General features: G+C 64.6%; 27 protein-coding genes. 16 read left to right on the top strand and 11 right to left on the bottom strand.

Features of this window, described 5'->3' with window-relative positions; translation table 11 throughout:
• Nucleotides 1-45 precede the first annotated feature (45 nt).
• The 4 genes from XH98_RS04670 to XH98_RS04655 are packed head-to-tail and all read left to right on the top strand — an operon-like array spanning nucleotide 46 to nucleotide 4,193.
• Nucleotides 46-1,113 (top strand): efflux RND transporter periplasmic adaptor subunit, encoded by a 1,068-nt coding sequence (locus XH98_RS04670; protein WP_271617923.1) that lies wholly within the window; start codon nucleotides 46-48, stop codon nucleotides 1,111-1,113.
• 20 nt (nucleotides 1,114-1,133) lie between these two features.
• Nucleotides 1,134-1,844, top strand: coding sequence for an ABC transporter ATP-binding protein (locus tag XH98_RS04665; RefSeq protein WP_442868541.1), 711 nt, complete (start codon nucleotides 1,134-1,136; stop codon nucleotides 1,842-1,844).
• The gene (locus XH98_RS04660) at nucleotides 1,841-3,001 is read left to right on the top strand and encodes an ABC transporter permease (protein ID WP_271617922.1); all 1,161 of its coding nucleotides are present in this window, start codon (nucleotides 1,841-1,843) and stop codon (nucleotides 2,999-3,001) included. Before XH98_RS04665 ends, XH98_RS04660 begins: the two co-directional genes overlap by 4 nt.
• 4 nt (nucleotides 3,002-3,005) lie before the next feature.
• On the top strand, nucleotides 3,006-4,193 hold the full coding sequence (locus XH98_RS04655) for an ABC transporter permease (protein ID WP_271617921.1): 1,188 nt from the start codon (nucleotides 3,006-3,008) through the stop codon (nucleotides 4,191-4,193).
• On the opposite strand, the gene XH98_RS04650 is transcribed toward XH98_RS04655, so the two are convergent.
• The gene (locus tag XH98_RS04650; RefSeq protein ID WP_271603662.1) at nucleotides 4,184-5,098 is read right to left on the bottom strand and encodes a LysR substrate-binding domain-containing protein; all 915 of its coding nucleotides are present in this window, start codon (nucleotides 5,096-5,098) and stop codon (nucleotides 4,184-4,186) included. The two genes, XH98_RS04655 and XH98_RS04650, sit on opposite strands and share 10 nt — an antisense overlap.
• 205 nt (nucleotides 5,099-5,303) lie before the next feature.
• Between XH98_RS04650 and XH98_RS04645 the strand changes: the two genes are divergently transcribed.
• From XH98_RS04645 to XH98_RS04615, 7 genes are all read left to right on the top strand, one after another.
• Entirely contained in the window at nucleotides 5,304-6,638 is a 1,335-nt protein-coding gene (locus XH98_RS04645) for a C4-dicarboxylate transporter DctA (RefSeq protein WP_271617920.1), read from the top strand.
• Nucleotides 6,639-6,662: 24 nt separating this feature from the next.
• Nucleotides 6,663-7,169: an ureidoglycolate lyase gene (locus XH98_RS04640; protein WP_271617919.1), complete on the top strand. Its 507-nt coding sequence runs from the start codon at nucleotides 6,663-6,665 to the stop codon at nucleotides 7,167-7,169.
• Nucleotides 7,170-7,171: 2 nt separating this feature from the next.
• The gene (locus XH98_RS04635) at nucleotides 7,172-8,011 is read left to right on the top strand and encodes a bifunctional allantoicase/(S)-ureidoglycine aminohydrolase (protein ID WP_271617918.1); all 840 of its coding nucleotides are present in this window, start codon (nucleotides 7,172-7,174) and stop codon (nucleotides 8,009-8,011) included.
• 119 nt (nucleotides 8,012-8,130) lie between these two features.
• Nucleotides 8,131-8,379 carry a hypothetical protein gene (locus tag XH98_RS04630; RefSeq protein WP_271617985.1) on the top strand — a complete coding sequence of 83 codons (249 nt, stop codon included), beginning with the start codon at nucleotides 8,131-8,133 and terminating at the stop codon, nucleotides 8,377-8,379.
• 296 nt (nucleotides 8,380-8,675) lie between these two features.
• A complete protein-coding gene (locus XH98_RS04625; protein ID WP_271603666.1) occupies nucleotides 8,676-9,335 on the top strand; it encodes an FABP family protein in 660 nt (219 codons plus the stop codon).
• A 22-nt stretch (nucleotides 9,336-9,357) separates the two neighbouring features.
• Nucleotides 9,358-10,074 carry a RibD family protein gene (locus XH98_RS04620; protein WP_271617917.1) on the top strand — a complete coding sequence of 239 codons (717 nt, stop codon included), beginning with the start codon at nucleotides 9,358-9,360 and terminating at the stop codon, nucleotides 10,072-10,074.
• Nucleotides 10,067-11,338, top strand: coding sequence for a flavin monoamine oxidase family protein (locus tag XH98_RS04615; protein ID WP_271617916.1), 1,272 nt, complete (start codon nucleotides 10,067-10,069; stop codon nucleotides 11,336-11,338). Before XH98_RS04620 ends, XH98_RS04615 begins: the two co-directional genes overlap by 8 nt.
• Before the next feature lie 34 nt (nucleotides 11,339-11,372).
• Here the strand turns inward: XH98_RS04615 and XH98_RS04610 are convergent, their stop codons facing one another.
• The 3 genes from XH98_RS04610 to XH98_RS04600 all read right to left on the bottom strand — a co-directional run bounded on the left by XH98_RS04610 (nucleotide 11,373) and on the right by XH98_RS04600 (nucleotide 12,799).
• Entirely contained in the window at nucleotides 11,373-11,681 is a 309-nt protein-coding gene (locus XH98_RS04610; protein ID WP_271617915.1) for a hypothetical protein, read from the bottom strand.
• Between the two features lie 110 nt (nucleotides 11,682-11,791).
• On the bottom strand, nucleotides 11,792-12,367 hold the full coding sequence (locus XH98_RS04605; protein ID WP_271617914.1) for a cysteine hydrolase family protein: 576 nt from the start codon (nucleotides 12,365-12,367) through the stop codon (nucleotides 11,792-11,794).
• Nucleotides 12,368-12,451: 84 nt separating this feature from the next.
• Nucleotides 12,452-12,799 carry a DUF3088 domain-containing protein gene (locus XH98_RS04600; RefSeq protein ID WP_271603671.1) on the bottom strand — a complete coding sequence of 116 codons (348 nt, stop codon included), beginning with the start codon at nucleotides 12,797-12,799 and terminating at the stop codon, nucleotides 12,452-12,454.
• Between the two features lie 152 nt (nucleotides 12,800-12,951).
• Between XH98_RS04600 and XH98_RS04595 the strand changes: the two genes are divergently transcribed.
• Nucleotides 12,952-14,550, top strand: a complete 1,599-nt coding sequence (locus XH98_RS04595) for an oleate hydratase (RefSeq protein WP_271617913.1) — start codon at nucleotides 12,952-12,954, stop codon at nucleotides 14,548-14,550.
• Nucleotides 14,551-14,555: 5 nt separating this feature from the next.
• Here the strand turns inward: XH98_RS04595 and XH98_RS04590 are convergent, their stop codons facing one another.
• The 4 genes from XH98_RS04590 to XH98_RS04575 form a co-directional block, all read right to left on the bottom strand.
• Nucleotides 14,556-16,409 (bottom strand): sensor histidine kinase, encoded by a 1,854-nt coding sequence (locus XH98_RS04590; protein WP_271603673.1) that lies wholly within the window; start codon nucleotides 16,407-16,409, stop codon nucleotides 14,556-14,558.
• Nucleotides 16,410-16,548: 139 nt separating this feature from the next.
• Nucleotides 16,549-17,127, bottom strand: coding sequence for a hypothetical protein (locus XH98_RS04585; protein WP_057759954.1), 579 nt, complete (start codon nucleotides 17,125-17,127; stop codon nucleotides 16,549-16,551).
• A gap of 368 nt (nucleotides 17,128-17,495) precedes the next feature.
• Complete coding sequence (locus XH98_RS04580; protein ID WP_271617912.1) at nucleotides 17,496-18,506, bottom strand: aldo/keto reductase; 1,011 nt, start codon at nucleotides 18,504-18,506, stop codon at nucleotides 17,496-17,498.
• A gap of 304 nt (nucleotides 18,507-18,810) precedes the next feature.
• Nucleotides 18,811-19,236, bottom strand: a complete 426-nt coding sequence (locus tag XH98_RS04575) for a PaaI family thioesterase (RefSeq protein WP_271603675.1) — start codon at nucleotides 19,234-19,236, stop codon at nucleotides 18,811-18,813.
• 72 nt (nucleotides 19,237-19,308) lie between these two features.
• Here XH98_RS04575 and XH98_RS04570 point away from each other — a divergent pair, with 72 nt between their 5' ends.
• Both XH98_RS04570 and XH98_RS04565 read left to right on the top strand, forming a co-directional pair.
• Complete coding sequence (locus XH98_RS04570) at nucleotides 19,309-19,935, top strand: NUDIX hydrolase (RefSeq protein ID WP_271617911.1); 627 nt, start codon at nucleotides 19,309-19,311, stop codon at nucleotides 19,933-19,935.
• A gap of 55 nt (nucleotides 19,936-19,990) precedes the next feature.
• Complete coding sequence (locus XH98_RS04565) at nucleotides 19,991-21,205, top strand: hypothetical protein (protein ID WP_271617910.1); 1,215 nt, start codon at nucleotides 19,991-19,993, stop codon at nucleotides 21,203-21,205.
• A 142-nt stretch (nucleotides 21,206-21,347) separates the two neighbouring features.
• Here the strand turns inward: XH98_RS04565 and XH98_RS04560 are convergent, their stop codons facing one another.
• Complete coding sequence (locus XH98_RS04560) at nucleotides 21,348-21,650, bottom strand: hypothetical protein (RefSeq protein WP_271617909.1); 303 nt, start codon at nucleotides 21,648-21,650, stop codon at nucleotides 21,348-21,350.
• Nucleotides 21,651-21,843: 193 nt separating this feature from the next.
• Here XH98_RS04560 and XH98_RS04555 point away from each other — a divergent pair, with 193 nt between their 5' ends.
• Nucleotides 21,844-22,323 carry a hypothetical protein gene (locus XH98_RS04555; RefSeq protein ID WP_271603678.1) on the top strand — a complete coding sequence of 160 codons (480 nt, stop codon included), beginning with the start codon at nucleotides 21,844-21,846 and terminating at the stop codon, nucleotides 22,321-22,323.
• A 116-nt stretch (nucleotides 22,324-22,439) separates the two neighbouring features.
• Nucleotides 22,440-23,246 (top strand): SDR family NAD(P)-dependent oxidoreductase, encoded by an 807-nt coding sequence (locus tag XH98_RS04550; RefSeq protein WP_271603679.1) that lies wholly within the window; start codon nucleotides 22,440-22,442, stop codon nucleotides 23,244-23,246.
• Nucleotides 23,247-23,436: 190 nt separating this feature from the next.
• Here XH98_RS04550 and XH98_RS04545 read toward each other — a convergent pair whose 3' ends face one another.
• Complete coding sequence (locus tag XH98_RS04545; protein WP_271603680.1) at nucleotides 23,437-24,207, bottom strand: hypothetical protein; 771 nt, start codon at nucleotides 24,205-24,207, stop codon at nucleotides 23,437-23,439.
• Between the two features lie 102 nt (nucleotides 24,208-24,309).
• Nucleotides 24,310-25,887: a cation:proton antiporter gene (locus tag XH98_RS04540; protein ID WP_271617908.1), complete on the bottom strand. Its 1,578-nt coding sequence runs from the start codon at nucleotides 25,885-25,887 to the stop codon at nucleotides 24,310-24,312.
• Nucleotides 25,888-25,901 lie beyond the last annotated feature (14 nt).

Here is a 25,901-nt window from a genome sequence, read left to right as displayed (position 1 = left end):
TGTATCGGGCGAGAGAGCGCTTGCCGGACCGGGCAAGCTCTCGAGATGGATGACAGGACGCGCTCGCTCCGCTCGCTCATGATCGACCGGCCCCCGCCGGCCGGGCCTTCGTCGCGGCCGCGACGATGGCTGCTTCCGGCCATCGGGAGTTTGATCGTCCTGATCGGGCTGGGAAGCGGCGTGGTGCTTTGGCTCGGCAGCCCGATACAGCCGGCGCAGGCACCAGCCGTCGAGGGACCGTCTCCTCAGCTCGTCCGGTCCGACAATACGGTTCAGAGGAGCGTGGCGCTTGCGCCTGGCAGCACGGGCAGCCTGATCGCGTCCGGCTATGTCGTGGCCCGCCGCAAGGCCACCATCGCGGCCGAGGTCACCGGCAAGGTGGTCGAGCTCCTGGTCGATGAGGGCATGGTGGTGCAGGCAGGCCAGGTTCTCGCCAGGCTCGACGATGTCCTCGCCGACAAGGATTACGCGCTGGCGCAGGCGCGCGCCGAGGCTTCGGAAGCGGCCGCGGCCGCCATTGCCGCCGACCTCGCCGACGCCGAGCGAATCCTCACGCGTACCCAGACGCTGTCGGGGAAGAACTATGCCACCGAGGCCGATCTGACCAAGGCGCAGGCGAGAGCCGGCGTGCTGCGGGCCCAGCTCCACCAGGCGGAGGCGCAGCTGGCGGCGGCCCGGCTCGAGGCCCAGCGCTACGGCGAGGTGCTCGGCAAGCACCGGATCCGCGCGCCGTTCGCCGGCGTCGTGGTCGACCGCAGCGCGCAACCCGGCGAGATGATCTCGCCGCTGTCGGCCGGCGGCGGCTTCACCCGCACCGGCATCTGCACCATCGTCGACATGGACTCGATCGAGGTCGAGGTTGACGTCAACGAAGCCTCGATCGGCCGCCTGCATGCCGGCACCCGCGTCGAGGCCGCGCTCGACGCTTATCCGGACTGGCGCATCCCGGGCGCCGTCATCGCCATCGTGCCCACCGCCAATCGCGAGAAGGCAACCGTCAAGGTCCGCGTCGGCATGGACGTGAAAGATGCGCGCATCCTGCCTGATATGGCGATCAAGGTCACATTCCTGGACGACGGCGCGCCCAACGCGGCGCGATCCGATTCCCCTTAAGGCACGCGGGAGCAAGATCCATGTTATCGCCGACCGATCCAATCGACCCGATGATCGACATCGTCGACCTGTGCAAGCGGTTCACCAAGGGGAAGGAGACGATCACCATCTTCGATGGTCTCAACCTCGCCATTCCACGCGGCGATTTCGTCGCGGTGATGGGACCCTCGGGATCCGGCAAGACCACCCTGCTCAACCTGCTCGGTGGCATCGACCGGTCCGACGCCGGCGAGATCGAGGTCGCAGGTGAGCGTCTTGATCGCCTGTCCGAGAGCGAGCTTTCGCGCTGGCGCGCATCGCATATCGGCTTCATCTTCCAGTTCTACAATCTGATGCCCATGCTGACCGCGGCGCAGAATGTCGAATTGCCGCTGCTGCTGACGCGGCTCGGCCGCAAGGAGCGGCGCCAGCGGGTCGAGACCGCGCTCGGCGTGGTCGGGCTCGCCGAACGGGTCAAGCACTATCCCAAGGAAATGTCGGGCGGGCAGCAGCAGCGCGTCGCCATCGCGCGCGCCATCGTCTCCGATCCGGCGCTGCTGCTCTGCGACGAGCCGACCGGAGATCTCGATCGCACCACCGCCGACGAGGTGCTGTCGATCCTGCAAGTGCTCAACCGCGATCTCGGCAAGACCATCGTGATGGTGACCCACGATCCGGCGGCGGCGCAATACGCCAGGCGATCGCTGCATCTCGACAAGGGCCACTTCATCGAGAAGGAGCTCGCGGCGTGAACGATCTGGTCCTGATCCGCAAGAATCTGTTCCGCCGGAAATTGCGGGCCATCCTGATGATGGTCTCGATCCTGATCGCGTTTGCGATCTTCGGCGTGCTGGCGAGCTTCGAGCGCGCCTTCAACGCGGGGCAAGACCGCGCCACGCCCGACCGCCTGGTGGTCCTCAACAAGATCAACTTCACCCAGCCCTTGCCGATCTCCTACTACAATCGCGTCGCCGCCATCGACGGCGTCGCCCAGATCACCCATTTCAGCTGGTTCGGCGGCTACTACCAGGAGCCGAGGAACTTCATCGCTGCCTTCGCGGTCGATCCCGAGAACTGGATGAAGCTTCGCGACAGCGACTTCGTGTTCTCGCCCGAGGCGCGCGCCGCCTTCATCCGCGAGCGAACCGGCGTTCTGGTCGGAGCGCGCCTGATGGAGAAGTGGGGCTGGAAGGTCGGCGATCATATTCCGATCTCGAGCAGCATCTGGTCGCAAAGGAGCGGCTCGCACGCCTGGGACTTCATCATCGTCGGCAGCTTCACCGCCCGCATTCCGCAGGCCGACACCAACGTCATGGTGATGGGCTACGACTACTTCAACGAGACCCGCTCGTTCGGCAAGGACCTGATCAACTGGCTGGCGCTGCGCACCACATCGGTGGCCGCGAACGAGCGCGTGATCGACGCCATCGACGGGATGTTCGCCAATTCGCCCTACGAGACCACGACCGACAGCGAGAAGGCCTTCAACAAAGCGTTCGCCGCCCAGCTCGGCAACGTCGCCCTGATCGTCGAGCTGGTGGTCGGGGCGGCCTTCGTGACCATCCTGATGATCGTGGGCAACACCATGGTGATGACGGTGCGCGAGCGCACCAGCGAGATCGGCGTGCTGAAGACGCTCGGCTTTTCCGGCGGCCGCATCCTGCGCATGGTGCTGGGCGAATCGATCCTGCTGGCGTTGCTCGGCGGCCTGCCCGGCCTCGGCGTCGCGCTGCTTCTGATCACGCGGGTGCGCGATAGCCTGATGAGCTTCGTTCCAACGCTATCGTTATACCCCGATATCGCAGCGGCGGCCGTGGGATTAATGGTTGTGTTCGGCATCATCACGGGCCTGGTGCCGGCGCTCAACGCGATGCGCCTCAATATCGTCACTGCGCTCGGACGGAGTTGACCCGATGCGCTCGATGATCCTGCAGATCCTGGCGGTCACCGCCATCAATCTCAAGAGCCTGCCGCAGCGGCTGTGGCTGTCGCTGGCGACGGTGATCGCAGTCGGCCTCGTCGTCACGGTCCTTCTGGCGTTCCTCTCCATGGCCAACGGCTTCAGGCGCACCATCGCGGATTCCGGCGCGGAGGATATCGCGGTCGTGCTGCGCAGCGGCGCGGTTTCGGAGATCAACAGCGTGGTGTTGCGCGACCAGGCCCGGCTGATCGAGGACGGCCCCGGCATTGCGAGGGGATCCGACGGCAAGCCGCAGACCTCGGGCGAGCTCTATCTGACCGTCAATGGAATCAAGCGCAGCACCGGGACCAAGGCCAGCCTGCCGCTGCGCGGCCTCGGCCCGCAGGGCCCGGGCTTGCGCCGCGGCGCCGTCATGATCGCGGGCCGCATGTTCAATCCGGGCAGCAACGAGATCATCGTCGGCAGGGCGCTGGGCAAGGAATTCGAGGGCTTCGAGCTCGGCCAGACGGTGACGTTCAACAATGTCAGGTGGTCGGTGGTCGGAATCTTCGGCGCCGACGGCAGCGTGTTCGAATCGGAAATCTGGGCAGATCTCCCGGTGCTGCAGAGCCTGTTCAACCGCGCCGGCGCCGTCCAGACCGTGCGGGCGCGGTTGACCAGTCCGGCGGCGATCGAGACGCTGCGCGCCTACAGCGACAACGATCCACGTCTCAAGCTCGACGTGATGTCCGAGGCCGCCTATTTCGCCCAGCAGGCGTCGAACACGTCGGACCTGATCCAGAGGCTCGGCTGGCCGCTGGCGATCGCGATGGCGTTCGGCTCGCTCGCCGGCGCGCTCAACACGATGTACTCCTCGGTCGCGGCGCGGGCGACCGAGATCGCGACCCTGCGCGCCATCGGGTTCGGCGGCTTTTCGGCGTTCGTCGGCACGCTGGTGGAGTCGCTGATCCTGGCTGCGATCGGCGGAATGATCGGCGCCGCAGCCACCTATCTGGTCTTCGACGGCTTCACCGCCTCGACCATGGGCGCAAGCTTCAGCCAGGTGGTGTTCAACTTCGAGCTCAGCCCGCGCCTGATCGGCCAGGGCCTGTTGCTCGCGCTCGCCGTCGGCTTGTTCGGCGGATTGTTTCCCGCCGTCCGCGCCGCCCGCATGCCGATTGTCGCCGGGCTCTATGGCTGACTCGCGACCTGCCCCACCTTCTTCCGCTGCCCCAAATATCGCAGCGCCAGCTTGATGAAATTGTGCACCACCATCGAGGTCTCGTCTTCCCGAAATACCAGGAACACGTCGGCGGCGGGCGGGGAGGGGCGGATGGGGCGAAAGGCGATGTCTGACGTCGTGAAGCGCGCGATCGACTGCGGCACGAGCGCGACGCCGAAGCCGGCTGCAATCAGGCTCGGGATCGACTGCGCGTCGACGACCTGCTGGGACACCTTTGGCAGGAAGCCGGCATCGACACAGCAGCTCTGCACATAGCGCGCGAAATCGGAGCTGTCGGGGTCGAGCACGACGTGATCCTCCGACGCCAGCTCGGAAAGCGCGACGCGCTTGCGCCTTGCCAAGGGGTGAGTGCGGGGGACGGCGAGAACGACCTCTTCCCGCCATGCCAGTCTGCTGGTGAGGTCGCGCTCGGTGGGCACGCCGCGGATGAGCGAGATGTTGGTGGTCCGGTTGAGCAGGGCCGCGATCTGCAGAGCCGGTGCCTGTTCGTGCACGGTCATCTTCACCAACGGCGCGACCTGCCGGTAGGCCGCAAGCAGCTCGGCGAGAGGACCGCGCAGGATGGACCCGGTCGCGCCGAGATCCAGCGTTCCCACCAGGCCGGCGCCGATCGAGCGCACCTCGTCTTCCGCTGACTTGACCTGTTGCAGGATGGCGCGGCCGCGCAGCAGCATCGCTTCGCCAGCCTGCGTCAGCTCCACCTTGCGGCTGGTCCGGTAGAGCAGCGGCGTGCCAAGCTCGGCCTCGAGGGCCTGGATATGCTGGCTCAGCGGCGGCTGCGACAGGTTCAGCCGCCGCGCGGCGAGGGTGAAGCTGCGCTCTTCGGCCACCGCGATGAAGTACCTGACCTGGCGAAGATCCATAGCGAAAACCTATCAATCGTGTCGTTCTATATATTGGACTTGATGTCGTGCCTGGTCAACGAATGACCGATGCAGCCGTCGTCCGCCCTGAAAGCGGCCAGTAGCCCTGCACGCAGCGCGTCGCAGCGCCAACGACAATAATGGCGAAAGGCTCAAGTCGCCGACCAAGCCAGACCGACACCAATCCCGCCAGCCGAGGAAAGCCATGCCCAGGATCTTCAAGTCACTCTTCTTCCAGGTCGTCGTCGCACTCGCGCTCGGCATTGGGCTCGGCATGGCCTATCCTGATACGGCCTTGCAGATGAAGCCGCTCGGCGACGGCTTCATCAAGCTGATCAAGATGCTGGTGCCCGTCATCGTGTTCTGCGTCGTGGTGCACGGAATTTCGGCGGCGGGAGACCTTTCGAAGGTCGGCAGGGTCGGCATCCGCGCGCTGCTCTATTTCGAGATCGTCACCACTGTCGCCTTGGTGTTCGGCATCGCGCTCGCCTATTACTTCCAGCCCGGCGCCGGAATGAACATCGATCCCGCGACGCTCGATGCCAAGGCGCTCAGCGGCTTCAGCCAGACCGCGGCCCAGGTCGCCGGCGGCGGCGTCTCCGAGTTCCTGATGAAGCTGATTCCGGGAACGATCGTCGGCGCGTTCAGCTCTGGCGATGTGCTGCAGGTGCTGATCGTCTCGATCATGTTCGGCTGCGCGGTGTCGTTGTGCGGCGAGCGCGCAAGGCCGGTGGTCGATTTCATCGAGCGCGTCAACGAGATCATCTTCAAGATGATGAATTTCGTCGTCCGCCTCGCTCCGATCGGCGTGTTCGGCGCGATCGCGTTCACCGTGGGGAAGTACGGCATCGGTTCGCTGAAGCAGCTCGGCGGCCTCGTCGGGCTGTTCTACCTGGCGGTGGTGCTGTTCGTGGTGGCCGTGCTCGGATCGATCATGCGGCTGTCCGGCTTCAGCCTGTTTAAGCTGCTGGCGTACTTGCGTGAGGAGCTGATGATCGTGCTCGGCACGGCCGCCGGTGACAGCGTGCTGCCGCAGACCATGCGCAAGCTCGAGCTGCTCGGGATCAAGCGATCGACCGTCGGCCTCGTCATCCCGACCGGGTACTCGTTCAACCTCGATGCGTTCTCGATCTATCTGACCCTGGCGGCGGTGTTCATTGCACAGGCGACCAACACGCCGCTGGCTCTGGGTGATCTTCTGGCAATCCTCGGCGTCGCGCTGCTCACCTCCAAGGGGGCCCATGGCGTCCCCGGCTCGGCGATCGTCGTTCTCGCCGCGACGCTGTCGGCTATCCCGGCCATCCCGGCGATCGGCCTCGTGCTGATCCTGTCGGTGGACTGGTTCATCGGTATTGCTCGCGCGCTCGGCAACTATGTCGGCAACTGCGTCGCGACGGTCGTTGTCGCCGCATGGGAAGGCGACCTTGATCGCGCCAGGGCGCATCGCATCCTGGACGGCGAGATCGATCCTCAGGGCGAGATGTTGCTGGCCGAACCTGATGGTGCGCCTGCGCCCGTCGCGGGTCTGCAGACGCTCTGAGCGTAGAAAGTGTTGAGGTCAGCGATGGTAAGGCTTTCGATTGAACCCCTGACGAAGCAGGCGTTCGCGCCGTTCGGCGAGGTCATCGAGACGGACGGGGCGATCCCCCTGTCGATCAACCAGGGTTTTGCTGAGCGATTCAACGATCTCGCCGAGATCGATGTCACTGCTGAAGGCGGACAGACCAATATCAGCTGGTTTGTCGCCTCTATGCGTCCGGCGCCCATCGCCATCCGCCTGATGGAGCGCCATCCGCTGGGAAGCCAGCTGTTCATGCCGCTCAATGGCGCGGACTGGCTGGTCGTCGTTTGCACGGACCCGCGCAAGCCTGAGAGCTATCGGGCGTTCGCGGCGACGGGCCAACAGGGCGTGAACTATGCACGCAATTGCTGGCACCATCCGCTTCTGGTGCTCAAGGCCGCAAGCCCGTTCCTCGTCGTCGACCGCAAGGGCGACGGCAACAATCTCGAAGAATATTGGCTGGACGAGACCATGCAGCTCGACCTCATGCCTGACCGCCACGAGGCCTGACGATGTCATCGCGCACCTATCACGTCCCGCAGGGCGGCCTGCCGCCGCAGACGGATCTCCTCAGCGGCCGCGCCGTCTTCACCACCGCCTACGCCGTCATACCGAACTGCGTGCAACGCGATATCGTCGTCAGCCATCTGCCGCATTGGGACAACAGCCGTGTCTGGGTGCTGGCGCGGCCGCTCTCCGGCTTCGCCGAGACGTTCTCCCATTACCTCATGGACATCAGGCCGAATGGAGGTAGCGAAATTCCCGAGCCCGAGAAGGACGCCGAGGGTGCGCTCTTCGTCGCGGGCGGGCAAATCACGCTCAAGCTGGCCGGCAAGGAACGAGAGCTGAAGGCTGGCGGTTTCGCTTATCTGCCCCCGGGATACGCCTGGAGCCTGCGCAATCGCGGGACGGCACCGGCGCAGCTGCACTGGATCCGCAAGCTGTACCAGCGCGTGCCTGGTCTGGCCGACCCAGAGCCGATCGTGACCAATGAAGATTCGATGACACTGGTGCCGATGCCCGATACGGACGGGCGGTGGGCCACCACACGCTTCATCGATCCCTCGGACATGCGCTATGACATGCACATCAACATCGTGACGTTCGAACCGGGAGCAACGATCCCCTTCACCGAGACGCATGTGATGGAGCACGGGCTGTACGTCCTCGAAGGCAAGGCGGTCTATCGCCTCAATCGCGATTGGGTGGAGGTGGAGGCCGGCGATTACATGTGGCTGCGCGCGTTCTGCCCGCAGGCCTGCTACGCCGGCGGCCCCGGCCGCTTCCGCTATCTGCTCTACAAGGACGTTAACAGGCACATGAATCTGCGGCAGGGCGCGCCGCTGATTTGACGTGGTGTGCGCCGGCGGCTGTCGTCAGCGCTCCCGCAGCCCGTTTCTGGCACTCCCCTTGCTCAGTCCGCACCAAAGCCAGGCCTCATCGGAGAGGCCGTTTCAGGTTGAGGCAAGTGATGCAGGAAATGTCCCGTTCTGGTGCAGTTGGAGAGCTCAAGCTCGACGCGTTGATCGCCGATTTGTGGTGGCGCGTTCGGCTGCTCAACACCGACATTCTGGAGGAAGAGGCCAAGGCCGGGGTGTTTGACCCGCAACAGCCGACCTATCCGCCGCTCGCGGCCAGCCTTCGCGCGCGACGCGACAATCTGGTCGCGACGATCGGCATGCTCGAGCAGCGCGCGGCGTCGGCACACGAGGCCGCCTGAGAGCCGGCCTCGCTGCCCTTCCCGCCCTGCCTTCGTCAGGTCGCCGCCAGCTCATCGCTTCGGACCGGCTTTGTCAGCCGTGACCAATCGAGCGTGAGCCCTCGTTATCGGCATGGCCTGATATGACAAGGACCTGGCGCTCGGGGTAGAGGTTGCGCAGCGCCAAGCCAAGATCCGCTCCTTGGCCGGCCTGCACTCAAGACCCCATAGCGCGCGGGGCAGCCTTCCGGTTCCATGACAGGTGTTTCGCACCACTCGTGTGCTATGACCGCTCGGCGCAACGATGCGAGGTCGCCATGCTCCCCCTTCCCGCCGACATCTTCACCGAGCCCGAGGACGTTTCCCCTGACAGCCTCGCCAATCTCGGGCCGCTGCGCCGGCTCGCCGGCACCTGGCAGGCCGACAAGGGCATTGATATCAATCCGAAGGCGGGGGGACCGGAGCGGCGGACCTTCATCGAGCACGTCAGGATGGACCCGATCGATCCGCAGGCCAACGGGCCGCAGCTGTTTTACGGCCTGCGCTATCACATCCACATCAATACACCTGAGGAAGACATCACCTTCCACGACCAGGTCGGCTATTGGCTCTGGGAGCCCGCGACCGGCTTGATCATGCAGACACTGGCGATCCCGCGCGGGCAAGTGCTGCTCGCCTCGGGCCATGCCAAGCCGGAGGACAGGACCATCTCGGTTGCAGCGAAGCGCGGCGACACGACCTACGGAATCTGCTCGACCGACTTCCTGGAACAAGCCTTCCGCACCGACTCTTACCGCTGCGATATCACCTTCAACGACGACGGCAGCTGGAGCTATCAGATCCAGACCGCGTTGTTCGTCCGCGGCGCACCGTTCAATCATCACGACAGCAATACGCTCAAGCTGGTCGCGCCGCCAAAACTCAATCCGCTCGCGGTGATCGTGAACGATCGCGAGAAGGGCAACCAGCCGGCTTGAGAAGCTGTCGCGGAGAATGTGCATGAAGCCTTACGTCATCTGCCTGATGCATGCGAGCCTCGATGGCCGCACCCATCCCAGCCGCTGGCGTCCGAAGGGCGCCGGCACCGACTGGTTCGAGAAGATCCATGACCGGCTCGGCGGCGATGCCTGGGTGATCGGCCGTGTCACCGGCTCGGAGTTCGCCAAAGGCAAGCCCTATCCGGAAACGTCGGACGAAAAGTTCCCGCGCGAGAATTGGTTCGCGCGGCGCGATGCCGACACCTACGGCGTCGTGCTCGACGCGCATGGCAAGATCGGCTGGGGCCGCTCCGATATCGGCGGCGATCCGATCGTCGTGGTGCTGACCGAGAGCGTACCGGATTCGCATCTCGCCGGCCTGCGCGGCGAGGGCGTGTCCTACATTTTTGCCGGCAAGTCCGAGATCGACCTGGCATTGATGGTCGAGATCCTCAATCGCGAGCTTGGCGTCAAGCGTCTGCTGGTCGAGGGCGGCGGCGTTGCCAATGGCGCGTTCCTGCGCGCCGGCCTGATCGACGAGTTCAATTTGATCCTCAGCCCCGCGATCGACGGCGCCAGGGGCGCGCCCTTCGTGTTTGATTCGACCGAGGCCGACGGCGACAAGCGCGCGCCGCTCCGCGCGATGACGCTGGCGAGCACGCAGGATCTCGGCGGCGGCGTCCTATTGCTGCGCTATCTGATCCAGAACGATCCCGCGCGCCATCTGCAGCATGCCTGACACGTCCGAGCACATCGTCATCGTCGGCGCGGGCGCGGCCGGCCTGATGGCGGCGCGCGAGCTCGCACGCGGGGGAAGACGGGTCACGATCCTGGAGGCGCGCGAGCGCTGCGGCGGGCGCATCCATCCGCTGCCGGCGTCGGAGTTCGGTTATGCTGCCGATGGCGGTGCCGAGTTCGTCCATGGTGAGGCGCCGGTGACGCGCAGCCTCGCGCGCGAGGCGGGGCTCACTGTGCGCACGATCGGCGGAGCGCAATGGAGCTTCGACGGCACGACATTCTCGCGCGAGAACCCGCGCGAGCCCTACGACGAACAGCTCCATGCGGCAGTGAAGGACTTGAAGGACGATCTCACCGTCGCCGAGTTCCTGCGCCGGTATTTTGCCGGGCCGGAGTACGCGCGACTACGGCATGCGGTCGAACGCATGGTCGAGGGCTACGATGCGGCCGATCCCGCGCGCGCCTCGACGCTGGCGCTGCGCGACGAATGGATGAACGACGGACACGCGATGCAGGCGCGCCTCGACGGCGGCTATGGCGGCCTGATCGATTTTCTCCTCACCGAGTGCCGCAAGTCCGGCGTTGTCCTTCACCTCGGGGCCGTGGTCACCGCCATCGAGGAGGAGGCAGGCAAGGTCATCGTCCGTTGTGCCGGCGGTGAGTTGCAACACTGCGATCGCGTGATCGTCACCGTGCCGCTGCCGCTGTTGCGCGAGATCGCGCTGCCCGCGGCCGCGCGTGCGAAAGCGGCAGCCGCAGACGACATCGGCTTCGGCGGCGTCATCAAGATCCTGCTGCGGTTCAAACAAGCGTGGTGGCGCGAGCAGCGCGAAGAGCTTGCCGACATGCTCTTCCTGCTGTCGGACGAGACCATTCCGGTGTGGTGGACGCGCCATCCGGATCAGCATCCCGTGCTGACGGGATGGTTAGGCGGTCCGCGAACGGCGGGGCTGGCGCATCTCGATCAGCAAGGACTGATCGATGCCGGCATCGCCTCGCTCGCCGCTATCTTCGGCCTGCCGCGCGAACATATCGCGCGGGACCTCGTGGCGGCGGCCGCCGCCAACTGGGCGAATGATCCCTTTGCCCGCGGCGCCTATTCCTGGGCGACGCCCCGGACGCGGGCGGCGCAAGAGATTCTCGCGCGCGCCGATGGCTCGATCTTGTTTTCCGGCGAGGCGCTCTACCGCGGGCGGGACATGGGAACGGTCGAGGCCGCACTTGCGAGCGGTCTGGAAACGGCCGGGATCATTTTGCAAGGTTGAGAAAGCAGGCCCGCATCTCTGCGGGCCTGGCGTCTCACCAGCGGCTGCCGCCGTAGCTGAATGTCACGCCGGGACCGCGGCCGCCGTAATAGCCGTAGGGGCCGCCTCCGTAATAGCCGTGGTGCCGCGGGTAATAGCCATAACTGCGATGGTGCCGGCGATCATAGCCGTAATGATGCGGACGCCAGTGCTGATGGCGATGACCGTGTCTGTGCTGCGCGCTGATGTCGGTTGATTGGCCGGGTTGCACGTTCGGCCTGGCCTTTCCACCGCTCGCCGCGTTGGCCGCCGACGCGGTGAGTGCAGCAGCGCCGATGGCCATCGCGACAAAGAGATATTTCATGTCATCACTCCAGTTGAGATATCGCGTGACAACAGATGGGCGCTACCCGCGTTCCGGCGAGAGTGGGCGTCGAAACGACGCATGCGATCGTCGCGAAATTGCGCTGAGATTTATTGTCGCACCGTTTTGAGCGAGGCGATCACCTCGTTCGTGGTCACGATGCGGGCAAATTCGCCGTTGAGATTCGACAGCGTCATCGCATGGATCGATTCGGCCGCGTGCGTTTCGCCATCGGCGCCGATGCGGTCGAACGTCCAGGTCGCATCGCGCACCAGCTGCGCGTTGAAACCGAGATTGCCGGCCATCCGTGTCGTCGTCTCCACGCAATGATTGGTGGTGGCGCCGCAGATCACGAGCGTGGCGATGTCGCTTGCGCGCAGGCGCGTCTCCAGATCCGTGCCGATGAACGCGCTGTTGACGCGCTTGACGATCACGGGCTCGCCGCCCTGCTCGCGCGCCTCGTCCTTGACGGCGTAGCCGGAGCGCGAGGGCAGGAATGTCGAGTTCGGCTTGGTGCCTTCGTGGCGGACATGAAAGATCGGCGCGCCGCTCGCCCTGAACGCGGCGAGCAGGTCAACGATGCGCGCCATCGCATCCGGATTGTTGCGCCGCTTGCCCGCCGCCTCCCATTCGTCGAACGCGCGTTGGACGTCGACGACGATGAGGGCGGGAAGGGGATCGGGCATGGCGACGGATTCCGCAATTTTGCAGACTATGCCGGGCGCTCGCCGGTTCAGGCAATGCCGATTATCCCTCGTTTCGGGACGGTCTCACGGATGCGGCTCGGGAAAGCCGTGGCGCTCCGACAGCGCGGCAATGATGGCATCCTTGTCGTTGATGAAGGCGCGCCCATGACGGCTGCCGGTCTGATGAGGCGAGGTTGTCCCGTCGGCGAGGACCAGCAGTGGCAGCCACTGATTCTCCTCGCCGACCAGTGCGATCACGTCCTGCCGAGGCTTCGGCCACGCGATGCGCTCGACGTCCAGTTCTTGTGCAAGCGTTGGAAAGGAGGTGAGCAGGCCCTCGATCAGCGCACAGTGCCAGCAAAAGAAATGGCGGCCGGGAAGGGCAGGGTCTTCGAAACCCTGGCGCAGCAAAAAAAGGCGGTCACGCGTCATGGGGCGCTCCAACAGAGAATCGAGGCCGTCGCGAGAGAACTCCATGCCATGGCCACCCAGCCAACGGCAAGGCGTGAGCCTTCACTTCGATTTGAAACGCACCATCCGCGGCACTTGATCCAGCGCAACTTTCCGCGTCGCTATCAGATGCAATGTCGCGCCGATCAATCGGGCTGCAATCGAGGCAAGGCATGAAGGCGTATTTCATCGGCGGTGGCGTCGGATCGCTCGCAGGCGCGGCGTTCCTGATTCGCGACGCGAAAGTGTCGGGGCGCGACATCATGATCTATGAGGCGCAGCCGCTGCTCGGCGGCAGTCTCGACGGTGCGCTACTCCCGAACGGCGCCTATTCGCTGCGTGGCGGTCGCATGCTCACCACCGACCATTACGAATGCAGCTGGGACCTGCTGTCGGACATTCCCTCGCTCGAACGTCCGGGCCACAGCGTGCGCGACGAAACCGTGGCGTTCAACGAGGAGAACCCGGCGCATTCGCGTGCACGCCTGGTCGACCGGAACCGCTTCAAGATCGACGTCTCGCATATGGGCTTCACCGCCCGCGACCGGCTCGAGCTGTTGCGGCTCACAGAGGCGTCGGAAGAGACGCTCGGGAACAGTCGTATCACCGACTGGCTGTCGCCGGGATTCTTCGAATCGAATTTCTGGTACATGTGGCAGACCACCTTTGCCTTCCAGCCCTGGCACAGTGCGGTCGAGCTGAAGCGCTATCTGCACCGCTTCATGAACGAATTCCCGCGCATCGAGACGCTCGGCGGCGTCAAGCGTACGGTCTACAATCAGTATGACGCGATCGTGCGGCCGCTCGAGGATTGGCTGAAGCGGCAGGGCGTGCAATTCGTGCGAGGGACGCGCGTCACCGACATGACCTTCGAGCAAGCGGGCGAGAAGCTGCGGGTAAGCCAGCTCGTGCTGGACCGCGACGGCCGCACCGGCAATGTCCTTATCGAGGACGGCGATCTCGTGTTCTTCCAGAACGGCTCGATGACGGATGCTTCGAGCCTGGGCACCATGAGCGAGCCCGCGCCTTCCCTGACCAAGGACGACAGCCAGGGCTGGGCGCTCTGGGAGTCGATTGCCAGGGGGCGTCCCGAATTCGGCAATCCGGCGGTGTTCAACAGCTCGATCCCCGAATCCTACTGGCTGTCCTTCACCGGCACATGCCGCGACCCGCGCTTCTTCGACCAGATGGAAGCCTTCTCCGGCAACAGGGCCGGCACCGGCGGGCTGGTGACATTCAAGGATTCCAACTGGCTGATGTCGGTTGTGCTCTATCACCAACCGCATTTCGCAGGCCAACCTGACAACGTCCAGGTGTTCTGGGGCTATGCGCTGCATCCTGACCGCATCGGCAATTTCGTCGCCAAGCCGATGTCGGATTGCGGCGGCGCCGACATCCTGAGAGAGCTCTGCGGTCATCTGAATTTCGACCGCGCCATATTCGAGGACGCGATCTGCATTCCCTGCCGCATGCCCTACATCACCAGCATGTTCATGCCGCGGCATCTGACCGACCGGCCGCTGCCAGTGCCGAAAAATTCGGTGAACCTGGCTTTCGTCAGCCAGTTCGTCGAGATTCCCGACGACGTCGTCTTCACCGTCGAATATTCCGTGCGCGCAGCGCAGATGGCGGTCTATCAACTGATGAAGATCGATCGGCGGGTCCCCGCCGTGACCCGCCACGACAAGTCGCTCGCCGTGATCTTCGCGACGCTGGAGAAGGCGTTCGCCTGAGCGGACTATCCCGACGCGACCAGCGGCAGGCTGATGTGAAAGACCGCGCCGCCCGACGGCGCATTCTCGGCCCAGATGCGGCCGCCATGCGCCTCGACGATGGTGCGCGCGATCGACAGGCCGATCCCCATGCCTTGCGCCTTGGTCGTGAAGAACGGCTTGAAGATCTCGGTCAGCTTTTCGGCAAGAATGCCCTCGCCCGTATCGGCGATGGAGACGATGGCATGATTGCCCTTGGCGAGGCCGGTCCGGCCGACGACGCGGCGCCGGTCCGCTGGAAGATGCGCCACCGCATCCATGCCGTTCATGACCAGGTTCAGGATGACCTGCTGGAGCTGGACCCGGTCGGCCTCGACGCGGATGCTGGCGGACGATGGCTCCGTGCTGAGTCCGACATCCTTGGTCAGCGCCTGCACCGAGAGGAAGCGAAATACCTCCTCGACGGTTGCGTTGAGGTCGATCTCGCGCCGTTCGGTCGGGTCCCGCTTCAGAAACGTCCGCAGCCGGGCGATGACGTCGCTCGCCCGTTGATCGTCACGGCGAATATGCTCCAGCATGTCGCTGACTTCGCCAAGGTCAGGCGCCGGGCTCTTGAGCACCTGCCTGGCCGTCTCGGCATTGAGCAGGATCGCGGCCAGCGGCTGGCTCAGCTCGTGTGCAATCGAGGCCGACATCTCGCCCGCGGTGGCACGGCGATTCATGTGGGCGAGCTCCGACATGCGCTGACGTGCCTCGACTTCCGCAAAGGAGCGCAAGTGACGCTCGCGCAGCAGAATGGTGATCATCAGCGCCTGCGTCAGCACCACGCCCGCGACGATCATGGTGTGCCAGTAATACTGCTCCCAGAAGCTCGGCACACGGAAACGCACCTCGCTGCCTTCAGGCAGATTGGCTTCGTCGACGTTCCAGCGTTTGAGCTGTCGCCAGTCGAAGATGGGCTTGACGTTGTTTCCGTTGAAGGGCGGGATGCTCGACGGTGCCTCGCCACCGAGAATTCGCATCGCGACATCGCCGGCCTCCCGTCCGATGATGTCGGGCAGCAGGACGAAACCTCCCACGCCCGCCTTTCCGAGCAGCGTATCGGATGTGATGATGACCGGGCGGTTCGTGCTTTCGGCAACGCGCGTGAGCGCGGCGATCGGGGAATAATAAGTGCCCTCGCCGTCGGAATACATTGCCGAGGTCAGGATCGCAGAGCCGTCAGGCAGGTTGGCGACCTGCTTGAGCACATCGCGCAGCACCGTGCCTGAGAGATCGGTGACCTCGAGACCGGGCATCGCCGCCGCGAAATCCTGCTTCCAGCGTCTATAGACCAGCGGATTGGTCCAGGCGCCGCCGACAAGGACCACACGGGTCAAATCCGGAACGACGGCGCGCGCTGCGGTCAGGATATCAATCGGCCGCACTCTTGAAAAAATGGCGGTGGTGTTGGGCAGGAACACCGCGCGAACCTCGGGCAGATCAGGCACGAGGCCGTACACGACGGGCGCGGCCGGCCAGATGTCCTGCTTCCGCCTCTGAAGAAACTTGGCTGATGCGACGCCGATCGACACGATGACGTCGATCGGCCGGCGCGCATATTTGGTCTTGAGGTGATCGACGAGACTGTCTTCGTAGTCCGATCCCGGGAAGCGTGGGAGATCGAGGCTTTCGCCGTAGATCACCGTGTCGATATTGCCGTTCTGTTTTGCGACGGCACGGATGCCGTCAAAGATTTCGGAATAGAACGGCGAGCGGAAATCGGCCTCTTCCAGCACCAGGATGGCGCGCTGTCGCGGGCCGTCGGCGGCGCATTCACACGACAGGCAGGCGGACAGAAGGACGATCAGGATACGCGCGAGCCCGGTGATGATACGCATTGCTGGACGTTCGGCCCCGCCTCGATTTGCAATCGGCCTCCTCTTGAGGACGCGCGAAAGAGCATAACCAGCTGAAGCGGAGTTTCAACGGAAGCATGCGCGTCGCGCCCCGATGAACAGGCGGTGCGAGGAGGGGTCGTTACTTGAACGGATCCTGGATCGAATGCGACGACTTCCTGATGCGGCGCACACTCACCGGCTTACCGTCGGAGACGAACAGCAGTTCATATGTCCGGCCTTCGCTGTCGGTCGCCGAGCAGGTGACGTCGTTCACCTTCCTGGCCGCGAAATTGCCGGTCTGGCGGCAGGTGCCGATCGAGGCCTGCGCGGCCGGCACCGGCAGGCCGTCGACCTTCGGCCGGTTCTTGGAATTGAGCAGCATGCGATCGACCGGCAGCTCGTAGGAGTTGTCGTCGGCGCGCTTGCCGTTCTCGCCGGAGAACGACACGACGTGGTTCTCGTCGCTGGGGTCGTCGACGGCAACGGCGAAATTAACCCGGCCCTTGTCGTCATGGGCGAAGGCCACGGTCTTGCAGGCAAAGGGACGCCCGTCGACCTTCAGCGTCTTGCAGTGGCCCGACATCAGCGCCAGCATGTCGACAAGAGAATTCTGCTGGGCCGGCGGATTGTTCACCGCGATCGCGGTGGAAGGCTCGGCAAAACAAGGGCTTGCGAGAGAGACGAGGATTGCAGCCAGAACCGGTCGGGGCAGGCGCATCGTCAGGCTCATGTGCCAGGGGGCCACGGACGGGCGAGAGTTCCGCCCACTAACCATCGAATCGCAAATTGGTTGCGATCCCGTTTGCTCGGCCAGCCGATCGACAAAGCCCGTCTGGAATACCACCGCGCCACCCATCGGCGTTTCGCCCCCGATCGCTCCAACCGTTCTGGCGGACACTTGTCGTCAGGCCGATGTTTTTTTCGTGGCAGGGAGGGGAGAGGCGTCAGGTGGCCTGCATCATGGTCAGCGCAAAAGCCGGGTAAGTCTCGGCCAGCTCGTCGAAAATCCCGCCCCCGCAGCAGCGCCAGCGTGGCGACATCCGGCCGCTTCGTCTCGGGCTCGACCTCCGGGCTGCCTCCGCAAGTTCACGCCGTCCGCGCGCGACGTCCCTCGATCGGATAGGCGGGGTCGTTGTAGCCCGGTGTCGAGGGATGGCCCGGCACCACCAGCCGGTCGATCAGCGCCTCGTCCTCGGCAGTGAAGCGATAGTCGAGCGCGCCGATATAGCCGTCCCACTGCTCTTCAGTGCGCGGCCCCGCGATGATCGACGAGACGAAGGCGGAGTTCAGCACCCAGGCCACTGCGAACTGGCCCGCAGTGATGCCCTTCTTCTCGGCGTGCGCCTTGATCTCCTGCGCAAGCTGCAGGGACTCCGGGCGCCACTCGGTCTGCATCATGCGGGCATCGTTGCGGCCGGCGCGCGTGTCCTTCTCGGGGGCAGCGTCGGGCTTGTACTTGCCGGTGAGCACGCCGCGCGCCAGCGGGCTATAGGGCACGATGCCGAGGCCATAATAAGCGCAGGCCGGAAAATGCTCGACCTCGGGCATGCGGTTCATCGCGTTGTAATAGGGCTGGCTGACCACGGGACGGTCGATGCCGAGCCGGTCGCAGATGTTGCAGATCTCGGCAACGCGCCAGGCGCGGTAGTTGGAAACGCCGAAATAGCGGATCTTGCCTGCGCGGATCAGATCGCCCATCGCGCGCACCGTCTCCTCCAGCGGCGTCGCATGGTCTTCCTTGTGCAGATAGTAGATGTCGATGTGGTCGGTGCCGAGCCGCGTCAAGCTCTCCTCGGCCGCCTGCAACACCCAGCGGCGCGACAGCCCGGCGCGATTGGGATCGTCCCCCATGGGGTTGGCGAGCTTCGTCGCGAGCACCCAATCGTGACGGTTGCTGCCGATCGCGCGTCCTACGACCTGCTCCGAGCCGCCTTTCGAATAGGCGTCCGCCGTGTCGATGAAGTTGATGCCGGCGTCATGCGCCTTGGCGATGATGCGCGTCGAGGTCGCCTCATCCGTCGGCCCACCGAACATCATGGTGCCGAGGCAAATCGGCGAAACCTTCAGGCCAGAGCGGCCGAGCTGGCGGTACTGCATGGGCTGTTTCCTCAACGGTCCTGTCGTCAGGCACCATAGCCAGCCGCGCTCGTCATTGCGAGCGTAGCGAAGCAATCCAGAGATGCGTCCGCGGAGGGATGCTGGATTGCTTCGCTGCGCTCGCAATGACGAGATCAGCACACCCATGCCACACATCAGGTGTCATCGCCCGACTTGATCGGGCGATCCAGTATTCCAGAGGCAGTCGAAACAGAGTCGAGCCGCCGCGGCGTACTGGGTCGCCCGGTCAAGCCGGGCGACGACAGCGGAGGGCGCCGATTGCAGCGCTGGCCCTGATCGCGGCCTACGCCGGCCCCTTCAAGATCTTGAACACGCCATTGGCCATCACGATGCAGCGGCCGTCGACCGTGACCTCGGTGCTCATGAAGATCAGGCTGCGCGTCGAGCGCACCACGCGGGGGCGGGAGATCAGGATGTCGCCGATCTGGCCGGCCTCGACGAAATGGGTGTCGAGCTGAACCGTCGCCATGTACTCCTTGCCGGAGACGTAGCGGGCGGTCATGCCACAGGTGCGGTCGGCGAAGGTCATCATCACGCCGCCCTGGACCATGCCGCGACGGTTGTGATGCTTGTCTTCGGTGGCGAGCGCGAATTCGTATCGGCCGTCGACCTTGCGCTCCCACAAGGGGCCGACGAGGTGCATGAAGCCCGTGGTTTCCAGGATGGTCCAGCCGTCTGATTTGAGCTTTGCTGCGGCCTTGCTGGTCATCGCTTCATCCATCCTCGCAACGCTTGATCTCTCCTCGTTTCATCAGATGCGGTCCTGGTGTAGTCAAGCATCATGAGAACTTTCGACGATGCCACCAGACGGAATATCGAAGCCGCCTGCGCTTCATTTGCGCGGCTGCCCGATGCGACTGAACCGTCGGCGCTGAAGCGCGCCGCGGTGGTGCTGGCGCTGACGGCATCCAACGACGGCGACGACACGGCGTTTCTACTGACGAGGCGTGCATCGAGTTTGCGCTCGCACCGCGGTCAATGGGCGCTGCCGGGTGGTCGCTGCGATACCGGCGAGACGCCGGTCGAGGCGGCGCTGCGCGAGCTCGACGAGGAACTCGCGCTCAAGCTTCCAGCCGATGCCGTGCTCGGCCTGCTCGACGATTACCCGACGCGCTCCGGCTATCTGATCACGCCGGTTGTGGTCTGGGCCGCGAACAGCGCTGCGATGACCCCGAACCCGGACGAGGTCGCCTCCGTCCATCGCATCGCGCTCGACACGATCGAGCGCGACGATGCCTTCGACTTCACGGCGATTCCCGAAAGCAGCGGGCGCGTGATTCGCTTCCATCACCAGATGAGCCTGATCCACGCGCCGACCGCGGCGCTGATCTACCAGTTCCGCGAAGTGCTGGCGGGGCGGCAGACCCGCGTTACCGACCTGGAACAGCCGGTTTTTGCCTGGAAGTGAGATGGTAAACGGCGTGTTAACGTGACGGTTACCGGATGCCTGCTAAGAGGGCAGCATGCATCATTCGATTCGAACACATCTGGCGCTGGTTCCACTGGCGCTCGTCCTGCTCGTCCCCGCCGCGCGTGGCGGGGAGTTCGGCGCGCTGCCGCCTGCCGTCAGCAATGCCAACGCCCAGCTGCTCTCGCAGTTTTTCGCGCAAGGCGGCGCCTCGCCGGCCGTGCTCGAATATCGCCGCAAGCTCGCCGAATATCAGGCTATCAGGGGCGCCTTTGACCAGGAGGCCGCTGCCTATTGGAGCCAGGTCTCGGAGAAGCGCAAGGGCCGCAATGCCAAGCGGCGAAGCGGGCAGCAGATCACGCTCGACGATTACGTGCTGGAACAGCCGCCAGTCTATACCGGGCCGAAGCGGCCGGTGAACCCGGAGCCGGAGGAAACGCCGGAGCGACCGCCCCGCAAGCCGTTGCCGGTGGCCTCCGATCTTCTGCGCGCCGCGCAGGATCTTTATCAATTCACGCCGCAGCGGCCGACGAGCGAGGTCGAGTTCAAGCGCGCCTATGCGCGCTACGCACTCGCCTCGGGGCTGACGCGGGAGCAGGCGGTGCGGGTCTATTCCTTCGAGACCGGCGGCACCGGCAATTACGACGTACAGGCGGGGATCGAGAATGGCGGCAAGCGCGCGATCTCGACCGCGATGGGCTACAACCAGCTGCTCACCACCAACAGCGTCGAGCTCCTGGCCGAGCAGGGCCACGAGTTCGTCCGCGCGCTCGCCGACAAGGTGGCGCGCACCTCCGGACCGGCCCGCCAGGCGCTCGAGCACAAGCTCGCCGTTCTGAAGAAGATGGTGGCGCATGCGAAGTCGGTGCCGGATACCTGGTCCGAGCACGAGAAGATCGGCGACACCGCGCAGGGCTGGGCCATGCATGCGATGGTGCTGGACATCGACGTCGGGCCGATGCTGCAAACCCACAAGCTCTTGACCTCGGTGCTGTTCGCCCGCGCCAAGGGCTACACCCGTCCGCTGACGGCTGTCGAGCTCGAGATGATGAACCTCACCGGCGACGGCACCGGCCTCGACATGGTGACGATGCCGCAGGCGATGCGCGAGCAGGTGCCGACCTCGAACTTCTTCCAGCGCAGCGGCTACGAGCGCAATCCCGTCGCGATCCGCCACAACACGGTGGCGAAGCTGCTCGCGGTGACGGATGACCGGATGGACTCGAACAGCAGCAAGCCCGGCGCAAGGGAATTGGCGGCGGCGTTTTAGGACGGTGGCGAGCTGCCGTAGGGTGGGTCAGCCCTGCAGATGCGCGAAGCGCATCTGCTCGGCGTAACCCACCTCTTCTGTCTCAGCTGATAGAGCCAGTGGTGGGTTACGCCTTCGGCTAACCCACCCTACAAATTTAGACCTACTGGTCCGGCCCGAACTTGAACCTGCCGTCGCCTTCCAGATATTGGCCGCTGCGCATGTAGAGCTGGCCGTTCTGGCCGATGAAGAACAGCGTGCCCCTCGGCACTTTCTTGGCGCCCTTCAGCAGCTCGCCGGCATTGCTGGTGCCCATCTTGTAGGAAAACGTCTTGCCGTCCTTGTCATAAGCATAGCCGGTGTCCGGCTTGAGCTCCCACGGCGTCGCCGCGTTTTGCGCGAGAGCGGACGCGGCGAACGCGCCCAGCACGGCTGCGATTGCAAATGTCTTGATTGAAAATGCCATCATCCATCCTCCCCATTGTCGGGGTGCCCTTTTGAACAAATCACGAACGATGTCTCTGGGTCAATCTGCGAAGACGTCGCAGCGCATCACGTCTAGACCAGCAGTTTGTGATTTTCCGTTCGTCCCCTCGCGACTATGTTCCGCTTTCAGTCTAGAACGCAACACGACAAAGATATTGGTGGGGATGATTCGAATGGGTCACGTCGTAAAAGTTTGCTGGATTGCCTTGATGTCACTGACGGCGCTGGCGCCGGCGGCACGGGCCGATGACTACCAGCTCAGCCACAACCAGCGGATTTCGTGCAGCCGTGGCCTTGCCCCGGGCAAGCTCAACACCGCGACCTGCAAGTCCTACACCTATCTCTTCAACACCAGGACCTCGGAATATTTCCGCTGCCAGGTCTCGCTGGCGCTGACCCGCGACAACAAGGAGGTCATCAACGTCCAGACCGACGGCGGCTGCACCAAGAGGCCGCGCATCTTCGAGTCCGACGGCCACTACGATTTCGACGCGACCGAGACCGAGCCGCCGAACACCAACTCGTTCTTCGGTCCCGGCGGCTATTCGATCTGGGCCGCCGACATGACGGCGCAGAAGATCCGCGGCTGCATCACCATCTCCTCGGGCCTCGGCTCCGACATCTCCAAGTGCCTGGACATGACGTTCCAGTGACGGCTTGCCAGTGACGCGTAGCCCGGATGGAGCGAAGCGAAATCCGGGGACTGTGATCCCGGATTGCGCTGCGCTCCATCCGGGCTACAAGAACAACAACCACGGGAGAACGCGCGATGGACCGGCTCAAGGGCAAGGTTGCGATGGTGGTGGGCGCCGGCTCGATCGGGCCGGGCTGGGGCAACGGCAAGGCCACCGCGGTGACCTTTGCGCGTGAGGGTGCGCAGGTGTTTTGCGTCGATCGCAACGGCGCGGCCGCCGAGGAGACTGCCAATATCATCACCGGCGAAGGCGGCAAGGCGACCGCGTTCACGGCCGACGTCTCGCGGCCTGCCGAGATCGAGGCGATGGTTGCCGCATGCCTGAAGGCCTATGGCCGCGTCGACGTGCTCGACAACAATGTCGGCATTGCCGAGATGGGTAGCGTGGTCGAGGTCACCGAAGAAAGCTGGGACCGCGTCTTCAGCGTCAATCTCAAGAGCGCTTATTTCGCCATGAAGCATGTCATTCCTGTCATGGTGAAGCAGGGCGGCGGCTCGATCATCAACATCTCCTCGATCGCCTCGATCCGCCACATGGGCATCTCCTACGTCACCTACGGCACGTCGAAAGCGGCGATGAACCAGATGACGCGCACCACCGCGATCGAGTTCGCGAAACATCATGTGCGGGTGAACGCGATCCTGCCCGGCCTGATGAAGACGCCGATGGTGGAGCATTCGGCCGGTCTCGCCAACAGCTACGCCAAGGGCGACGTCGAAGCGATGTGGCGCGCCCGCGATGCCCAGGTGCCGATGGGCCACATGGGTGACGCCTTCGACGTCGCCAATGCCGCATTGTTTCTGGCGTCGGACGAGTCGAAATATGTGACGGGGATAGAGCTCGTGGTCGACGGCGGGATCACGTGCAAGGCCGGGGCTTAGCCTAGCTCTGTCATCCTGAGGTGCGAGTGGCGCGATGCAAAGCATCGCGCCGGGAGCCTCAAGGATGAACGGCCACGATGCAGCCGGGCCGTCGCCCTTCGAGGGCCGCTGAAGAAGCGGCCACCCTCCGGCGACAACGGCCTCGCCGTTGCGCCGGGGTGACGGATCGGCATTGGCGTTTTCGCTAGGCCTACTGCGCCAGCGCCAGGATCCCGCCGGCAAACGCGTGCCACGCACCGCTATCGCTGATCGGCCAGTTCAGAACCTTCAGCGCCAGCAGCGCGAGCGTGCCGGTGATGTAGACCGGATGAACGCGCCCCTCTGCGCGCCAGTCGCGCACCATGGCGACGACGAGGAGAAGCGAGGCGATCACAGCCGGCGCGATCGTCACTGGCACCGGCGGAGGGCCGGGCGGTCCGGGAGGCGCGAGGAAGGTGATGAACCAGCGGGCGATCGCGGCATCGAGGATCGAGACTGCCGCGAGCAGCATCAGGCGCTTGTGAATCTCCGGCCTGCGCGTGTTCATGATGGCGAGCACGAACACCACGGCAAAGAACGCGATCCCGGTCATCGGGACGATCGAGAAGCTGATGCCGGCCTCGGTTTGACCAAGCGCGGCGGACTGCCTCATCACATGCACGGAGGCGAGGAAGCCGAAGATCGTCATCGCGGTTGCGAGCGAGACGCCGACGATGCCGAGCGAACGATGATTGACCACGCGGCCGGAGGCCGCGAGCCAGGTCTGCATCACGAAATAGAGGGACCAGGTGAAGAACAACAGTCCGTGAAAATGAATCACCGGGCTTGCGGAAAACGTCCGGTAGGCGAGCGGCACAAAATAGGTCGGTGCAAAGCCGAGAAAGGCGGTGGCCGCACAGGCCAGCGCCATGTGGAGATAAAAATATCGTGCAGGCGACGCATCTCGCGCGCGTACACGACGGTCGTCGATCAGGGTTGTCATCAGGAATGAGTCTGGGGACGCGGAGTTTGGTTCAAATTCCAATGTCGTCCCGGATCTGCGCGCGCTTGTCCGGGACGACACCAGAGTTGCAGCGAGAGCAATTCATCCCCCCGCGCTCAATTCCGCCCGATCGAGCTCTTCCTCGAGCCGGTGAAACGCGTCGTCCCCGATCACCTCGGTGGCACGGAGATCGAAGATTGACTTGCGCGCGGCCTCGATGGCGCGGCGGCGCAGGGGATCGGCCGGCAGCTCGCCGTTGGGGATGCCGCCGTGCGGATCGTCGTCCGCCTGCATCAGGATGGCGCGGTATTCGAGCCTGAGGATTTCAGCCTCTTCCGACGGATCGTCCTCGATCGCATCGAGTGCGGCACGATAGGCGATGGCGCGGGCGCGCGCGACCTCGATGGCGACGGGATCGTCATCCCTGAGGCCGAAGGCCAGGATCAGCGGTCGCAGCGTCAGGCCCTGGATCACCAGCGAGCCCAGCACCACCGCGAAGGCGATGAAGACGATGAAGTCGCGATAAGGGAAGGTCTCCGGCAGCGCGAAGGCGGTCGCGAGCGTGACGAGGCCCCGCATGCCGCACCAGGAAATGATGAGACCGCCCTCGGGCGAAGCGACCTGGTTCGGATCCTTGGGGCGATAGATCCCGTGCGCGATCAACAGACGCAACGTGGTACGGTAGAACGTCACCCAGAGCAGCCGCACCAGGATGACCGTGAGCAGAATCCAGCCCGCGGCCGCGCAATATTCCCAGCGCACGTCCGCATCCAGCTTGGTCCAGATCGGCCGCATCTGCATGCCGATCAGCATGAAGGCGAGCACGTTGAGGACGAACACCGTCGTTTCCCACACCGCATAGGAGGGCACCCGCAACCGCGCCGGGACGCGCGCAGGCGCCGACTGCGCGAGGGTGATGGCATAGACCACGATGGTCAGGATGCCGGAGAGGCCGAGATGCTCGGCACCGATCCAGATCAGGAAGGTTGTCGCGAACTGCACGATGATCGCGCTCGGCACCTCTCGCACCCGCTCCATGATGGGCGGGATGACGCGCCCCGCGACAAGGCCGGCCAGCACGCTGCCGACCAGTCCGAGCGCGATCGTCGGCGCGACCTCGCTCCATTTCAGGTGCTCCATGACGACAGCGCCGACAGCGATGCGATAGATCAAGAGCGCGCTCGCGTCGTTGAGCAGGCTCTCGCCCTCGAGCACCTTGATCATGCGATAGGGCAGCTTCACCTGGCTCAGGATCGCGACGGCAGCCGCGGCATCCGGCGGCGCGACGATGGCGCCGAGCGCCACGGCGGAGGCCCAGGGCATGTCGGGGAACAGCCGGTGCGCGACATAGGCCACGCCAGCCGTCGTCAGGCCGACCGCGACCACGACAAGGGTCGAGACCGGAACCCAATTCTTGCGCAGGTCGCGCAGCGACGTATCGTAGGCCGCATCCAGCAGCACTGGTGCGACAAAAAGGGCCAATGCGAGGCTTGGATCGAGAGACCAGGACGGGCTGTTCGGCACGAAGGCGATCAACGCGCCGCCGATGGCGAGAAAGGTCGGGTAGGGGACCTTGATCCGCCGCGCCAGCGCCGATAAGGCAACGGCGCCGAGCAGAAGCGCGATGATCCATTCGAATGTCGACACGACGATCCCCGAAACCGATGTGAGCGGCGCCACAAGCTAGCACCAAT

The sequence above is a fragment of the Bradyrhizobium sp. CCBAU 51745 genome (assembly GCF_028128715.1).
Taxonomy (GTDB): Bacteria; Pseudomonadota; Alphaproteobacteria; order Rhizobiales; family Xanthobacteraceae; genus Bradyrhizobium; species Bradyrhizobium manausense.
Note: the sequence above shows the minus strand (reverse complement) of the source record. Positions and strands in the feature narration are given on the sequence as shown.